The organism is Vibrio sp. 10N.286.51.E5 (genome assembly GCF_041469125.1).
Taxonomy (GTDB): domain Bacteria; phylum Pseudomonadota; class Gammaproteobacteria; order Enterobacterales; family Vibrionaceae; genus Vibrio; species Vibrio crassostreae_C.
This window is the reverse complement of record NZ_JBFRJZ010000035.1, coordinates 17,869-32,969: the sequence shown is the minus strand read 5'-3', so window position 1 is coordinate 32,969 and position 15,101 is coordinate 17,869. Positions and strand designations below refer to the sequence as shown.

Here is a 15,101-nt window from a genome sequence, read left to right as displayed (position 1 = left end):
CCGGAGCCCTGACCATCTGAATCATCATCTGAATCTGAACCGGAGCCCTGACCATCTGAATCATCGTCTGAATCTGAACCGGAGCCCTGACCATCTGAATCATCGTCTGAATCTGAACCGGAGCCCTGACCATCTGAATCATCGTCTGATTCTGAATTCTGATTAGCCGATTGTTGTTGCTGTGGTGGTTGCGGTTGCTCTTTAGAAAGACGCTTTAATAAAAGCATAACCTCGATGGTTTCATCTATAGCAGCCACTGTTGAAGGTAATTTACCCCAATTAATCATCCGCTTTTCAATTTCATCAAAAATTGGAGAGTTTGGAGTGCCTAATTTCATCAGTAGATGTCGAGCATCATCACCAAGTTTCTTTAGGTGAGATTGCCCCTCAATTGCAATACCACGACCAGAATACAATAACCAAGCAAATAACAACCCAGCGGGGCCGTCACTTATTATTGGTTCCTGAAAATAACCCTCTTCGAGCAAGTCATAAGTCATTTTCTGAAATACCCAGTAGGCACCAGAAAACTCCTTCATACAAGCAGTCTCTACGCGACAATCTTCAATGATATTGTTGATTGATAAGAACGTGCTTGATTTACCCTTGAGGTGTTTCTCGAAGACTGAGAAGTCACTGAATCGTAAATGACCACCAGCTTCATGAGTAATTTTTGCTTCAACGAGTCGTGACCAAACTTCATCAGAGGGGTCACCAGCATTGATGTAAATATCTCTGCCATTCGTGTAGCAAGTTCGACGGTCAAAATAGATATTTACGTCAAATCGTGCGTGAATATCTGTAATAACTCGCATTGTGTTTTGAACTTCTTGAATTGAAGCCATAAGGTGTTCCTCCAAAAAATAGGATAGAGCTCCCAAAGGGAGCTCATTAGGTTAGGTAGGTGGGGTTAGCCGAACCAGAAGCCGGTTGTTGACGTTTCGCCAGTGACTTCTTCATAGGTAGGAGTACTATTGCCGCTGTCAGTATCAGTAGAAACTACTGAGTCCTTAATCGCGTCAATAATTCTCGGTTCAGATTCATCTGCGACTTCCATCACCGGCACAATGCCATTTAAGATGGAGCCACGTTCTGTAAGGTTATGTACCAATTTAACCGCGTAGGTCATATCAGAGCCTTCGATGTTCCCAGTTTTGGGTAAGGTATCGAACGCTTCATCAAGTTCATCAACCAATCGGTCAAACACAGTGTGTTGGAATGACATTGAGTAAACGTAATCACGAATAGCTCTTATTGGCTTGAAAGTTCGCTGAATCATTGAACTTTTACCAATAATTTTTTCATAAACAACAACAGCTTGCTCCGCGACGTTATCCAAAATCCCTTCCACGATGTAATCAACAGCTTCCTGTTGGTCATCATTGAAATAAGGTTTGAAGGCCATCGGCGGCAACACGTTGAATTGAAAACGTCTAAAGAAATCATCTTTAGGGGTCTTCAATGACTCAATAATTTCAGCCATATCAGGGTTAGCTTTCTTGTGTTCTTCAACTATGGTGTCATAGCGATTATCACGGTCAGCGACTTCTGAATAAAACTCAGCTTGAATTGCCTTGAGTTCAACGAGTAGAGAGTCAAGTTCATCAACTGGAATCGCGGTAACGCGTCCATATCGGACACCTCGGGCTGCAATAGCGCGGCGTGCCTTAGTCTCCAATGTGTTCTTAAACTGCAACTCAGAACGAGGAAACCACTCAATACGGGCTTTACGAGCAATCTTTGAATTCACTTCCTTTTCGTCTAAGAGAGTTTTAGCATTCGCTAACGTTTTCTCTCCATCACGGCCAGAAGTAGTTACATCGATAATCACAAGCCCATTTTCGAGTCGATTAGCAAATTCGCCATCTTGTTGAGCCACTTGGTCAAGTTGATTTTGAGCTACTGTATCGATATCGAGAGTTTGGGTATCGTTGATGTCTTTCATAATTCCTCCAAGGAATAAAAATTGGAGGGACTGATCCCGGTCAGGGAATCTAGTCCCTGAAGGGGTTAGGTAGGTTTGTTAAGGAGTAGCGAACCTAAGTTCGTTTTTGCTGAAACAATTAATCTGTGTAAACTGATATTGCTTCTTCATTTTCTCTTTAACTTTTTTGTCGATGTAGTTACGCGCTAGTAACTCAGACTGATGGGTTTTACGATAGAAGTTAAGCTTTTGGCCTTTGGCTCCGTAAACAACCAGTGTGTCGGCACCAAGGCACGTATATCCCCAAAGCTTATTACTTCCATTGTCATTGCAATGATACATTTTGAACTTGATTGTACTGATATCTAGACCGTCTAAATCCGATCTTGGCAAATCAGCATCATCACACTCTGAATCATTGCTTGTTACTTTTTTGATTGCTCTTTCAACCAGGTATACGGTTGATCGAGAATATGACCATTCTTATCTTTGAACACTTGATCAATAATCTTTTCGATATCAGCTTTGTCACGAGTGTCGCAGCCATTCCAAAATACATTATTAAACGAAGCACGCAGTGGAGCTCTATCACCATTAATTTGAATGTAGTAGCACCAAGACAAAACCACACGAGTTGAAAAAGCCGTTCCAATACCAGATTTGGTTGTTCGATCTCGATTAGGACCTAACATTGCATCACGCATAGCATTAGCAAACTGGATTAACTTCTTAAGTAACTTCTTGTGGTCGCGTAAGAACGGAAATTTACCAATTACCACTTTCTCTTCTACTTCCGTGCGTAAATACGGAAAAGGCACAACGAATGAACGATTTCGAAAAGCCGTATCCCAACGTCGAGACGATGGATACAAACCAGAAATGTCCCCTTCTCCAGAAGTATTACCTAACGTTACAAAACGATAGTTCTGGTGTGGATAGATGATTTCTCCTGTGTCTTCAATAGACCAAGGTTTCGTCATCTCAGAAGGAAGGTGAAGTTTGGCAATAAAATCTAAAGACCCTTTATCACATTCATCAAGCAAAACACATTTTCCGTGTTTCATAGCGTCAGCGATAGGTCCATAAACATATTCCGTTTGACCGTTTGACAACACCCAGCGGCCTTGCATCTTCTCAGGGCGTAATGTCGGGTTAACAGACACCAGCACAGTTGGCCAATTAAGGCGAGCACAAAGCCAAAGCATGAAATCAGTTTTACCAGACCCCGTAGGACCAACCATATGCATGAAGTTAGGTCGTTGAGGTGAGCAAAACCAAGATATAACTTGGGAAAGTTGTTTTTCATCTGGAATATAACCTGCGATTTCGCGAGGTACATCTGGATGACGGTGTTTAGGGATCTGAATAACTGCCGTTACTGCTGCTGGGACAAACGGTTTGAACACGTCGGCCATACGAACAGTAATCATCTCTGAATAATCAATTTCTTCAACAGTAGAAGTTGGTTGGTTATTCGTGTCTACAGTAGTCACAGGGTTAGCATTAGACATAGTTAATTCCTCCAGGAATAAAGTGTGGGGTTAAATTAATATGGGTAGTTAATTAAGGGGTTAAGCTGTCTTGAGAAAGAAAGCTTTATTAGCATCTTCAAGTAGCATTTCTGCTTTATGAAGAAGTTTGGGGTTATTCAGTACCTGAGCCTTTCGAAGAAGGCGCAGAGCGCGCCTTTTTCGTGCTGCAGATACATTTTTCTGGTGAGAAAAATTCATATCCGCGTACCTCGAATTATTGCTGGTTATAAGCACGCTGACGGAAATTTCCGTTGCCTGCTTGTGGGCGGAATTGACGCTGTGTAGAGTCAGGTTGTTGTGCATTATTGGCATTCTGCTGTGGAGCATTCTGCTGTAGAGCATTATACGCTGGACCATTCTGTGGAGCGTTATTGTACGCAGGAGCATTTTGCTGCGGTGCGTTGTTATACGCAGGAGCATTTTGCTGTGGAGCGTTTTGCTGTGGTGCGTTGTTGTACGCAGATCCATTGTTTTGTGGGGCTTGATTCGCAGCTTTTAAGCTTTGAAGTTCGAACTTCTTAACCATACCAAGAACACGACTAACGCGGAATTCATGTCCAGTGACATTATTGCCGTTTTTGTCGGTGTAATCGTTAGTAGAGAGTTCAGTTTCGACCATTAAAGAATCACCTTTGTCTAAACCTTGTTTGAAGTTCTGATCAAAAGTTTTTTGTGAAATTGACAGGCGAGCCCAGTGGGTTTCATCTTGCCAATTTTGTTGCTCATCTTTAAATGAACGAGTTAATGCAATTGAAACATTGTACCAAGTACTGCCATTTGCATTTTTCTGTTCAATCGAACCAACATTGCCGCCAAGCGTAAAGTTACACAATGAAGGTAGTCCAAATTGATTAACAGAATTGCCATCAATTTCGCCTAACACATTATGAAGTTCATAATAAGTATGCGTAAGTTCGCTGTTATTGTTACCAGTGAATTTACACGTCTTAAGAGATACTTTACACACATAACCAACACCGACTGGAAACTCTAATTGCCCATGGGCAAAAAGTTGAATCTGGTTAGTACGTGACTGCATTTGGTTTTGACCGTCTACCCAAGAGGTAACTTGATCGGCCCAGATGGTCGTGTTGCCATTCTCAATTTGAGAACCAGTAACTACGAATGCGATAAGGCCATTGTTTGAACGGAAAGGTTTCATAATTAATTCCTCATTAATAAAATAACGTGGAACTATAGATAGAGTAATCCCCTAGTGGGATATCTATAGCCCACTTTAGGGTCAGGTTTATGACTTAAAAAAGTCACTGGGGACATAGAATACATCTATGGGAGAATTGCTATTAGCTCTCCAACTAAGGGAGAAAAGTATCACTTTAAAAAAGTGAAAAAATTTCTCGGGTAAATCACCTATAGTAAACCCCAAGAACGGGAGACTTTTGTAAATTAAGCGCAGCTTTTTTAGTGTTTAACTTTTCCGTAAGCTAAGAAGCGTTCAAAAACTCATTTTTTAGCTGTTGCAGTTTTTCTGCCTGAGCTGCCGAATCTGGCTCTTCATTTCGCTGTTGTACGGCCAACTCAATTCGATCTGGAACCGCCTCTCTCAAAAATGACAACTGCTCTTTGAAGAAACACAGTCGCAAGTACTTCTCAGCTCTTGTTATCCCCACATACAACAAGCGACGCTCTTCCTCCCAATGCTTTTCGCCTAAACCATCTTTATCTGGTTGCGGAATTCTTTCATCTTGACAGCTCAATATCGCGACTTTCGGAAACTCTAGTCCTTTAGAGCCATGCAACGTAGCGATCACTACCTCATCTGTACCAATCTTTTCAGCCTTTTTAGCGTTTATTTTGGTTATCCGGTCATGAAACTGATCTGCGGCCTTAGCCAAACTGCCAAGTGACGCAGCTGTTTTGGTTAGGATGTCAGCCATCGCTCCAAGAGCCGCAGGAGAGTTCATATTTCGTTGCGCCATCACCATTGAAATGATCTTTCGTTGATACTCGGCGTTGACCGTTTTGCTTGGCTCTTTTGGGACACCTTCATGCATGAACATTTCAAAAATTGATTGGGTGTGGATTAGCAATGATTGGCTTTGGGTTAAGGTGGTTACCGTCCCAATAAAGTCGATTCCATTTGATTTAGCACTTTTCGCCATATCAATCATCACCTCATCTTCATGCATGTAAGCCAAGAAATCTTGTAGATACCGACTGTTACGGTGTGTCAGCATCCACATCAACTTGATATAACAAATTACATCGGCTGACTCAAAGAAGCTCTTACCGCCGAGGCGCTTAACTTTCACTTTATGTTTGGACAACTCCAGCTCAACTGTATCGATTTCTTTATTGGTTCTAGCCAGTACCGCCCACCCGCCTTGATCGGCAAGGATACCTTCAACAACACTTTCAACTTGATGGTCTTCATCCTTAAAACCATGACAATCGACAACACCGCCCTCCTCTACGTGTGACCTTAATTCTTTGGGAATTCGTTCTACATTGTGTTGAATTAAGTTGTTGGCCACATTCAGTATTGCTGGTGGACATCGATAACAAATTTTTAAGCTGTAGGCTTTCGCGTTTAGATCAGCTTGCATGTTACGGAAGTTATCGACCCCTCTTGCATTTCGAAAGGCATAGATTGATTGGTCATCGTCTCCAACAACCATGATGCAACAACCTCGTTTAGCGTGCTCGTAAAGAAACATATATTGGAGATCGTCGGAATCCTGAAACTCATCAGCACATATGTGAGTAACGCCTAAAGTTTCTGACAGTGGTCGAATTGTTCCATCTCGCAGACCATGAATAACGTCGCGAGATATCTGATTTAGGTCGACTTTGCCCTCTTTTCGCATGATGCTTTCATAAGCTGCAAAAAGTTTCAGTTTGATAGATGAGAATTCTGAGCGAGGTATAGTTAAATACTGTCCGATCGTACTTATCGTTTTCTCTGCTTCCTCATAACTCATCGCCACATGACAAGCACGCATCGCTCGCTCAATATAGATGTTTAAGTGTCCACCCATAACAATCGTTTTATATGAGTTCGTCTGACGCCAAAGCTGCACAGCCATAGAATGAAAAGTACTTGGAAATACACGAAGAGTCTGACTTCTTGGCATTGTCGACTTAAGCCTACGTTTTAAGTTGGTAGCCGCTGCATCTGTGAACGTCAGCATGGCAATTGCGTGTTGCTCAGAATCGGTAAGTACCCGTTCAGCATAACGCACTGACACTTCAGTTTTACCTGAACCGGGCAATGCAACAACCATGATATGGCCTTCCGCATTAACGCAAAGATGTTGATCTGGATTTAACATATACGTGACTCGTACTGCTTCATGGATTTGAATATGTACATCAGAGTAGGAGATTATTTAGCTACAAAGTTCAATTAACGAAGGAAATTCACTTTGTTACATCGTTTCGACATCCGTCACTAATTTTGAAAATAATCCGAAGCTTCCCCCCATTTCCCCCCGTTTTCCCCCGTTTTCATTGGCTGGTTTTGTGTATTTTTCGGCTCATGATGTATAAATGTAAGTAGATTTAATAAATACTCATACAGTTTCACTTGGCTAAGGAAGACAGAATTATGGACCTATTCAAAACAGCATCAGTCATTACCGCCGCTTTACTCTTGAATGCATGTGCGTCCAATAGTGCAAAATACGAAGTACCGGAATTAGGCACATCAAGTATCGCGCTCCAAGTTACCCGTTCAGCAGGAAGTGGAACGATCATCGAAGACCAAACCTTACCTAAAGGTGCAATTTCGGATGTGGGAATCGGTGGCTATGTGGGGTCTACGTTATTAGGGCTACCATTGGGCTCTATGGCAACGGGTTTCGGATTGGCCATCCTAGCGGATCAAAAGTACGGTTGGGATCGAAGAAACCTAGTTATGTACTTGGATGCTGATACTTATAGTGGCTTAGACGAGTATGAAATGTGTAAGGTTGTCATGTCTAAAATGGATGAGGTAATGGTTCCTTCATTCGACACACTTCAATCCTTTACCAAAAAACCATTGTCGCCAGATTCGAAGTTTTACGATGAAAGATACAATGGTGGTGAAAGCCTTTGTGTTGAAGGGTATCCACTTGATTCAAACGTGGACTCCCACGCAGCGATATATTTCAGAGGAGTGGACACTGCCTTCTTAGGGACGAGAGTCGGTGTACGGTCTATTTCGGAACCTTTCAGTACAGACGTGTTCGATGCTGACCTTAAAAAGCAGATCCCAGATACAAATGTCATCGCGGTCAGATTTACTTATTACAGTAGCCTGATAGCACACATGCAATACAGCGACGCTGAAACAACAGGCTTTGTAAATGCCAATGGCTTATCCACCAGCCCTTCTATTAAGCTCCCGACCGCTACTTTTATGAGTTTACCGATGAAGGAATATATCGCTGATTCTCAGTACATTCCTAACATCAATGCAGTGCGTAACAATGACACGGTGTACTATTTCGTTAAGCCGGTTGATGGACAGCAATTCAGTCAAAGTTTGTCAGAATATCACTCGACGGTCACTGAGATTCTTGAGCGAGCTAAAGACAAAAACTCGCATACGAAAGTTTCTACGCAGTAAGGAGCCCGAATATGGAACAATTCATGACAGTGGTTTTTAAGTTTAAAGAGGGGGCGTCCTTACCCAAGAAGTTGACACAAGCGTTCTGCGCGGATTCGAAGTATGAAGATGTTGAAATAACCGCTATCTCGTGCGACGACGAAATCAGTCGTGTTGAGCAACTAGAAGCAGACAGCTAAATAGTCAATATGAATACAAAGGGCTTACATTGTAAGCCCTTTTTCATGTTTCGAAGTCAGCAGTATCATTGATGGTTAGTTATCCGTGATATACGCCATGTACTTCTCTAGGCGGCACTCATAGAAATTAAGGTCATCGACCCACAGAGAAATCAGCTGTTCTTTGCCTTGGAATGGGGCGACAGAACGTAATTTCTCAAGTAGACCATTTTGTTCACTCTTTGGCGCACGAAGGGTAACGTTGATACCCGTTCCCCCTGTATTCGCCTCCACGATAACTTTACCCCTTGTACAGTGACTTTGTAGTACTGCTAACCCAGCTTGTAATTCAGTGAGTTGATTCATGCCATTTGTCCTTTATAAATGAAATCTAGTCGTCCAAAATCGATAACGGAGAGTCACACACTGGTGGTCTAGGGTAAACCGAGCAATCTAAGTTACCAGGCATTGCCGCATCATGCGTTTCTTTCAAGTTTGCATCAGCGTCAGTTGACTCGAATCGCGCTTGGTTAAGGTCCACAGGATTCAATGCATCATCATTGTTCGGCATCCAAGCTTGGCTCGACAGTGTATCGATATTTAAGTCATCATGTTCAACGGCTAACCCAGAGGCCATGATCAAGTTTTCCCATTCGGTTAAATCTATGGCGTCCCAATCCAACTCACTGACTTGTTCAAGCGTCATACCAGAACATTGTCCATTTCTAGGATCTAGGCTGATATTCAGTTGAGGCGCAGCCTGCTCCATGATGATACGCCCCAATGGACTTGGGTAGCAGCAATAGTGCTTCCGTTTTATCAGACAGCCGAAAGGGGTATCTTTATGGCAACTGGTAGAGGCATATATACATTGTTGTTGGTCAAGCTTCATACCCATGCCCATTTCGAGGTCGTCGCACTCCGAAATCATCATTGCGCCCAATTTAATCAGCTGATACGCGGCATACACGGCCATAATTGTTGCAAATGCACCAGAGACAGCTGGGTTGAGTGACACTGTGGTAGTGGCTGTTGAACCCGTCCCCTCAGTCACGGTATCAAAGATGGCATCTCGAATTGCATCTGGGATCAAATCCGCGACCTTTTTCATCAATTCACCTTTGATTTCGTCTAACAAGCTCTCTGTGGCGGCCTCCGCTGCGGCCTCTCCAACTTCACCCGTGACATTACGAACTGCAAAATCCCATCCAGCGCTCACGGCATCGGTTACATAAGTTACTGTGTCGGTGACAGGAGTCGGGTAACTCGACGCCCACGAACCGAATCCCGCACCCGAACTAGCCAATCCAGCCAATGATTGCTCCATTGCGTAGTGATGATAGACCCCTTTGATATAATCGAAGATATTAGTTTGGCCTGCGGATAGCGTGCAGCAATTGAAGCCAAGTCCTGTTTGCTCGATACCGCAATATGACACTTCACCATTGAAAACTTTGCAGGTAGAGACATCATCTGGATTTTCACATTCCATGTTCGATTTGATGTCTTCGAGCATTTTGAACGTTGCCATCGCTTCTGCAAAATCATCATTCATCTCTAGCTCGGAATAGCGGCAATCTCCACCCACACACTGCATTTCACCCGTGCAGATGTCTTCCTCCATCGTGTACGAGTAGTTTCCGTTTGTGTAGGTATTACATTCGTAGACTGACTCTTGAACGTAGGCTCGACCCGTTATCGGGTCAACAAAGGCTGGATTTTGTTCAATTAACGCACAATCAGCACTGTTTCTGTATGGCTCGCATCGGTCCGGAATATTGGCATTAAATTCAGTGAAAGAAGTACAAACCCGCTCATTGCTTTCAGGCCAATAAGGTTGGCCACAAATTTGCTGATCAGGTAAGGGGTTACATTCATAGTTGACGGCGTTGGCCTTTAGACACTCTTTACCATCGCTCGTTTGGCCAGCACGAGGAACATTTATCGGCAAGCCAATCAAAAACGGATCGTAATCGTCTATATGCGCGGCTTCTGTATCGACGCACTCCCAACCACCATAGCTACACATCATGCCTTGTTGTCCACCACTTTGATTCAAAGGGTTGCTACAATCTGGGTTAATGTATATTTCGTCGCCTTCATTACCGAACACACCACACGTTGATGGGTCTTGAATCCACCCAAGTTCAGCAGCACAACCTACAGGCGATTGTTCTATGAATTCTCGGGGGTCGATTGGATCCACGGTACGAACTAGGATGGTGGCTTTACCTTCCCCTCCACCACCAACACCGAGGCGCATTTTGAATTTGACAATACCGCGATTAGAAGCGCGAGCGGCTTCAAATTGGCCTGTTATATTGGTATTCGTTGTAAAGACTCGGCTAGAGCTGAATTCACAATTGGTATGCTGGTATGGAAAGCCAGTTTCGTCTACATATGGGTGCGCCCAATTGCCGTTTTCATCATAATCAGGGTATGTAGAACCGCTATTGCCAAACCAATACGACTTGGTAGGAACGTATTGATAAACGATTTCGTCATTAAGAGTAAACTGAATGACATCATCCACCCACACGCGTTCAAAGGTCACGGAGCTGATACGCACATCGTCTTCGAGTTCAAATTCAACAAAGTTAATTTTGTGGTAACACCCCATTCCGTGGTCATTTGTGCCGTTATTTGTAGGGTCACCTACCGTCAACCTGAAGGTATGAGAATCCAGAATTTCTACATCACCACTCCCCGAACGCTTTTTCAAAGGGTAAGTTGTGTGTCGCGTCAGTTCACACTTCATTAAGTTCGAACGATCGGGTTCCATGCATTCATTTTGCACTTTTCCGACATACTCCCTGTTTACTGAATACGTGTTTGTTTCAGTGGTGCAGGCACTATAAAAGTCAGAATCTGAATCTTCGAGGTTATTGGCTAAGTCTTTAAAGATGTTGTCAGCATCGACCATGATAGCGTCATCGGACTCTAGCTTTTGGTAATTGTCGTTATAGTTCAGTTTTAAGGTGTTGTATGCCTTAGCGTCATAATCTGACTCACTGCCAACTGTGTTGCTAGAAAATCTATCAGAGACACCTTGCCCTGAATCTCTGAGTTTGTTTTCATTTTGATAGGCTTGGTAAGCGTCGAATTGCCCTTCTGATCCAACACGCTCAACATCCAATCCAAACAATTCTGAGTTGCCTAGCGAGTTACCACCTACAGTAGCATTACCACCGCTGTAAGTAGGTGTTTGAAAGTTTCCGTATATCTCATCAAGTGACATATCCTGTGCGTAGGTCACCGTTGAGGTAGATGCATACAGCACACCGATAAAAGAAACATGAAAGATCTGAACCAGAAACGCGAACAAGCTAAAGTGAGTCAGTATTCGATTAAACATAACGCCCTGCCTTTTTCTCAAAACAAGATCAGGTTAATCCCGTAACACTTAAAAAATTTCAAATAGCGAGGGCATTTTGAGTTTTTGTTAAACGAATACAAAAAACCACCCGTTAGGGTGGCTCTCTAAAGTTACCTTAAGCAGCAATCATTCCAAGAATACAAAAGATAAACGAACGCTTCCCGACCAGGGACCAATCGCCCGTTCCCCCACTTAAGAACGCTGTCACCGAGTTTATGACAACAACCTGTTGATAGTGGAATTGAAGATCCTCCCCCACCTTTAGGTTGCGAGCTCGCCTCTCTTACTGGGTAAAGCATGGATGAACGATATTGTGTTTTTGGCAACATTGGCGCGTAGTTCGGTTCACAACTGTCTTGAATCATATGATTACCCATTGTCAGCTGTGCTTGCCCACGTCGGTGTAGAGTGGCCATCAAACGCGTGGTTAACAACGAAGTGCCACGTACCGGATCGTCACTGTACTGATTATTACCAGTCATTGGGTAAAGGTTCCCTGAACACCCAGCACAAAAATAGTTTTCAACCACCTCTCCACCAGCCAGTATTTGAGCGCAATCGGCTGTACAGATAGACGTCGCTATTGGGTTCGAAAAGATAACGGTTTCCGGAAACATCACGAACGCCAACAAATCATCTTGATACAACGGGTCGGCTTCGGAAAAGTACGCCAAATCCAATGTTGTCGCCCCATCATAGGTACAATCCGCATTGGCAAACATTTCAATCATTTGCATTACTGGGTAAACCCAATATTTATAGTGAAAAAAAGAAGTTTCTGTATCGTCAATCGCTGTTTCTGTTCGGCCTTGTCCAGCACGGGTATTATCGTCTGCCAAACGAACACCGAATGAAGGCATGCAGTATGGCGTTGGTGAAAAAGATACGATCCTTGATGGTTGGAAGAATCCGAGCGGTATACCCCATTCAGGGACACCTAGCTCATCAGCACACATGCAAAAAGGCTTGCTCGAAGCGGCACCTTTAGGCGCGTCCCCACCAATACCGGCTAGTCGAATTGGAAGTAAACAGCTCCAACACATACCGTCGATGACTGTACTCAAGATGTTGGCATCGGGACATAAGTCGCCTGCTTTGTCGTTATCCGCAGCCACAGAATATAAGCTCGCCATGCTTATCATTGTGGACATCAAACCAATCAAAAAGAACCTAATCATATGTTCCTCCCTTTAGTTCTTATTCACTTGCTCTATCACAACACCAGCAGCGTCAATACCTTGTTCTTTAATGTTGTTCACGGAATTCGAGAAGTTTGGGTTATCTTTCATTAGCTGATCTGCAGCATCAATGCTTGATTCAGTAATGTCCCTCACAGAGTTGGCTAGATTGGGCTGTGTATCAGCCAACCACACACCGAGAGCGACGCCGAAACCAATAAGTACGAGATTCTTAATCATGTTGTGTTTTCCTTAACTAGTTTGTTTTGGATTGATTGAACGGTGTAGGTTGGCCACCGTCAGCTACTTGTAGGTTGACCTGAGTGACTGTTTGCGCTGAATACTCATTTATCTGGAACATACCCTCATCGGTACTAATTAACCGAGTCGGGGTCACTTCCAAATCAAATCGATCGATGACTTCTTTAGTCAGGATGGTCACGTCATAGGTGAACTTCTTATTTAACTCAGATATGTGGTCAAACCCCCTATCCTTGTCGATACGTGTAGAAATGAGTTTCACTTTCCCGCGAGATTCATTGAGAGACATGTACTTTACAAACTCCACTTCCTGTTCGTCGGTCGCATCAAAGATAAACATGGTTAAATGTGCAGGTACTATGTCGTGGTTTTTAAGCGGCTTGAGGGGATTTATTAACTCTCCTTTCTTGGCCAGAATAAGACCATTCACCGCTTTCACATCAGCAGTGGCTATTACTGTTGGGTCAAAGTCGAACTCACGGTCTTTCGCGGCTGGTGGAAGAGTATGAAAACTGCGGTTATGCCAATGGCGTGCTATTGCTTGTTTTTGTTCCGTTTCCCAATCCACGGCCCTCATTCTATTTTTTGACTCTTCAATGAAGCTTTTTTCTGCGATAGGAAATATGGACCCCATTTCACCAAGGAATACCTCGGAGCCGTCATAATCAGGGTTTGCTGCCGCGCTTTCCGTCTCGTTCTGTAAGTAGCTTGCGCTGATTAGACCTTTCACTTTCCCGACGAGTTTTGTGTTATCGGATAATTTGCGCTCATAAACCATCGTTGGAACTTGTTCAATGTTGAAACGCTCGAATGCCATTGGATCCATGTAAACAGCGGCTTTATTGATTCGTTTCAGTTTGTCTGGGTTCTCGGCATGCGTGCGTATGTCATCTTGAGCATTAGCCAGTTTGACCTTTAATTGCCACAAACCTTTAATCATATCTGGTACGCCCACGTCGCCAGGTCGTAAGCCGTTAAACACAACACGGCCTCCCCACTCTGCAGCGAGCTCTAGCACCTCTTTCATTTGGTGATCAGGCATTGAACTCGACACGAATATCCAAAAAACAGTGTTCGCTTCTTCATCGTCGTATTTGTTGTCTACTTTTTGACTTGGAGACGAAGGGTTAGGCTGCTCAATGCTTATCGAATCGAGATTATCAATTGTCAATGTGGAGGGATCGAATGCTAAGGGTTTTGGTTGTCCTTCATTGACAATGGAATTGGCTTGATACTGAGTTTGGTTATCATCGATAACATCTTGAAGGGCTCTGAAATTGATATCTGGCGTATCGTCCTTGCGATATTCGATAAGAGAGTCCGATTGGTCAGAAATAGTACTGTTCAACAACTTGGCGTGATCCGCCATTTGTTTCAGTTCTTTCATCATTTTAGGGTTCAAGTTACTTGCATCTAAAACTGCTTGAGTACCTTCAACTTCATGGGCGTTGGATATGATGTCGTTACTTCGTTGTACATTGTCCAGATCTTCTTGAGTGAGTTGTCCGTTAGCCAACGCGTAAGTCGCAATGAATGAAGTTAGTAACAAGACGTTGTGTGCCTTAGAGAAATGCATAGCCAACTCCGATAATTTGAGAGTGTTCAACTAAACCCCAGTATCTTGAATCAAAAGAGGTAGGTAGCGTGCCAAGAGCGAAATATTGACCTTCAGGGACAACGAAAGTTTTATTGAGGGTATCGAAGTCGATTTGGGCATAATTAATCATTCGACGAGCATCAGCCGCATAACGAATGACCTCCCCATCTTTGGTGGTCACGGTGACTCCATCCAAGTCAAAGGTCACGGTATCGCCAGCAACACCAGCTGCTATTTTCAAGAAATTGGTGCCATGTGCGAAATAAGGTTGTGCGTTAAGCGACAGGAAGGACATGAGTTGCCCACGCTTGGGGAAATGATTCTTAGAGTCGATGACAGCGGCCTTGATAGGTAAACAACCCAATGCTGTTGGGACCAATGAAATCTGATACCGACCACTAAGTAACAATACGGCCAACACTAAGCCAACGAGCGTGCCGAATATTTTGATATATGTGTACTGTGTAATGTTCATACGCCGCCATTATCGAAACATTGATAA

The 15,101-nt window shown here is 43.5% G+C and carries 14 protein-coding genes; 2 read left to right on the top strand and 12 right to left on the bottom strand.

What is annotated here, in order from left to right; all coding sequences use genetic code 11:
- The 6 genes from AB4161_RS13525 to AB4161_RS13500 form a co-directional block, all read right to left on the bottom strand.
- Nucleotides 1–845, bottom strand: an 845-nt coding sequence (locus tag AB4161_RS13525; protein ID WP_372050650.1) for a hypothetical protein, incomplete at its 3' end; no start/stop codon positions are given.
- A 65-nt stretch (nucleotides 846–910) separates the two neighbouring features.
- On the bottom strand, nucleotides 911–1,945 hold the full coding sequence (locus AB4161_RS13520) for a DUF3150 domain-containing protein (protein ID WP_081230317.1): 1,035 nt from the start codon (nucleotides 1,943–1,945) through the stop codon (nucleotides 911–913).
- 404 nt (nucleotides 1,946–2,349) lie between these two features.
- Nucleotides 2,350–3,435 (bottom strand): AAA family ATPase, encoded by a 1,086-nt coding sequence (locus tag AB4161_RS13515; RefSeq protein ID WP_081230315.1) that lies wholly within the window; start codon nucleotides 3,433–3,435, stop codon nucleotides 2,350–2,352.
- 60 nt (nucleotides 3,436–3,495) lie between these two features.
- A complete protein-coding gene (locus tag AB4161_RS13510) occupies nucleotides 3,496–3,654 on the bottom strand; it encodes a hypothetical protein (RefSeq protein ID WP_154723760.1) in 159 nt (52 codons plus the stop codon).
- A 16-nt stretch (nucleotides 3,655–3,670) separates the two neighbouring features.
- Nucleotides 3,671–4,618, bottom strand: a complete 948-nt coding sequence (locus AB4161_RS13505) for a single-stranded DNA-binding protein (protein WP_372083463.1) — start codon at nucleotides 4,616–4,618, stop codon at nucleotides 3,671–3,673.
- A 283-nt stretch (nucleotides 4,619–4,901) separates the two neighbouring features.
- Entirely contained in the window at nucleotides 4,902–6,749 is a 1,848-nt protein-coding gene (locus AB4161_RS13500) for an ATP-dependent helicase (RefSeq protein ID WP_102367669.1), read from the bottom strand.
- Nucleotides 6,750–7,024: 275 nt separating this feature from the next.
- Here AB4161_RS13500 and AB4161_RS13495 point away from each other — a divergent pair, with 275 nt between their 5' ends.
- A complete protein-coding gene (locus AB4161_RS13495) occupies nucleotides 7,025–8,029 on the top strand; it encodes a hypothetical protein (RefSeq protein WP_372083462.1) in 1,005 nt (334 codons plus the stop codon).
- 11 nt (nucleotides 8,030–8,040) lie between these two features.
- Entirely contained in the window at nucleotides 8,041–8,208 is a 168-nt protein-coding gene (locus AB4161_RS13490) for a hypothetical protein (RefSeq protein WP_165919345.1), read from the top strand.
- A 75-nt stretch (nucleotides 8,209–8,283) separates the two neighbouring features.
- On the opposite strand, the gene AB4161_RS13485 is transcribed toward AB4161_RS13490, so the two are convergent.
- The 6 genes from AB4161_RS13485 to AB4161_RS13460 form a co-directional block, all read right to left on the bottom strand.
- Nucleotides 8,284–8,553 (bottom strand): hypothetical protein, encoded by a 270-nt coding sequence (locus tag AB4161_RS13485; RefSeq protein ID WP_136987062.1) that lies wholly within the window; start codon nucleotides 8,551–8,553, stop codon nucleotides 8,284–8,286.
- 25 nt (nucleotides 8,554–8,578) lie between these two features.
- The gene (gene traN / locus AB4161_RS13480; RefSeq protein WP_136987063.1) at nucleotides 8,579–11,542 is read right to left on the bottom strand and encodes a conjugal transfer protein TraN; all 2,964 of its coding nucleotides are present in this window, start codon (nucleotides 11,540–11,542) and stop codon (nucleotides 8,579–8,581) included.
- A 131-nt stretch (nucleotides 11,543–11,673) separates the two neighbouring features.
- Entirely contained in the window at nucleotides 11,674–12,741 is a 1,068-nt protein-coding gene (locus AB4161_RS13475) for a TraU family protein (protein WP_081230309.1), read from the bottom strand.
- A gap of 12 nt (nucleotides 12,742–12,753) precedes the next feature.
- Nucleotides 12,754–12,981: a hypothetical protein gene (locus AB4161_RS13470; protein ID WP_081230308.1), complete on the bottom strand. Its 228-nt coding sequence runs from the start codon at nucleotides 12,979–12,981 to the stop codon at nucleotides 12,754–12,756.
- A gap of 16 nt (nucleotides 12,982–12,997) precedes the next feature.
- Complete coding sequence (locus tag AB4161_RS13465; RefSeq protein ID WP_136987065.1) at nucleotides 12,998–14,578, bottom strand: TrbC family F-type conjugative pilus assembly protein; 1,581 nt, start codon at nucleotides 14,576–14,578, stop codon at nucleotides 12,998–13,000.
- Entirely contained in the window at nucleotides 14,565–15,074 is a 510-nt protein-coding gene (locus AB4161_RS13460) for a S26 family signal peptidase (protein WP_086714935.1), read from the bottom strand. The genes AB4161_RS13465 and AB4161_RS13460 overlap by 14 nt, the downstream gene beginning before the upstream one ends.
- Nucleotides 15,075–15,101: the final 27 nt, after the last annotated feature.

What these genes read in the sequence shown, in the direction of transcription:
- AB4161_RS13520 (WP_081230317.1), bottom strand. Translation starts at nt 1,945, where the DNA reads ATGAAAGACATCAACGATACCCAAACTCTCGATATCGATACAGTAGCT.
- AB4161_RS13515 (WP_081230315.1), bottom strand. Translation starts at nt 3,435, where the DNA reads ATGTCTAATGCTAACCCTGTGACTACTGTAGACACGAATAACCAACCA.
- AB4161_RS13510 (WP_154723760.1), bottom strand. Translation starts at nt 3,654, where the DNA reads ATGAATTTTTCTCACCAGAAAAATGTATCTGCAGCACGAAAAAGGCGC.
- AB4161_RS13505 (WP_372083463.1), bottom strand. Translation starts at nt 4,618, where the DNA reads ATGAAACCTTTCCGTTCAAACAATGGCCTTATCGCATTCGTAGTTACT.
- AB4161_RS13500 (WP_102367669.1), bottom strand. Translation starts at nt 6,749, where the DNA reads ATGTTAAATCCAGATCAACATCTTTGCGTTAATGCGGAAGGCCATATC.
- AB4161_RS13495 (WP_372083462.1), top strand. Translation starts at nt 7,025, where the DNA reads ATGGACCTATTCAAAACAGCATCAGTCATTACCGCCGCTTTACTCTTG.
- AB4161_RS13490 (WP_165919345.1), top strand. Translation starts at nt 8,041, where the DNA reads ATGGAACAATTCATGACAGTGGTTTTTAAGTTTAAAGAGGGGGCGTCC.
- AB4161_RS13485 (WP_136987062.1), bottom strand. Translation starts at nt 8,553, where the DNA reads ATGAATCAACTCACTGAATTACAAGCTGGGTTAGCAGTACTACAAAGT.
- traN (WP_136987063.1), bottom strand. Translation starts at nt 11,542, where the DNA reads ATGTTTAATCGAATACTGACTCACTTTAGCTTGTTCGCGTTTCTGGTT.
- AB4161_RS13475 (WP_081230309.1), bottom strand. Translation starts at nt 12,741, where the DNA reads ATGATTAGGTTCTTTTTGATTGGTTTGATGTCCACAATGATAAGCATG.
- AB4161_RS13470 (WP_081230308.1), bottom strand. Translation starts at nt 12,981, where the DNA reads ATGATTAAGAATCTCGTACTTATTGGTTTCGGCGTCGCTCTCGGTGTG.
- AB4161_RS13465 (WP_136987065.1), bottom strand. Translation starts at nt 14,578, where the DNA reads ATGCATTTCTCTAAGGCACACAACGTCTTGTTACTAACTTCATTCATT.
- AB4161_RS13460 (WP_086714935.1), bottom strand. Translation starts at nt 15,074, where the DNA reads ATGAACATTACACAGTACACATATATCAAAATATTCGGCACGCTCGTT.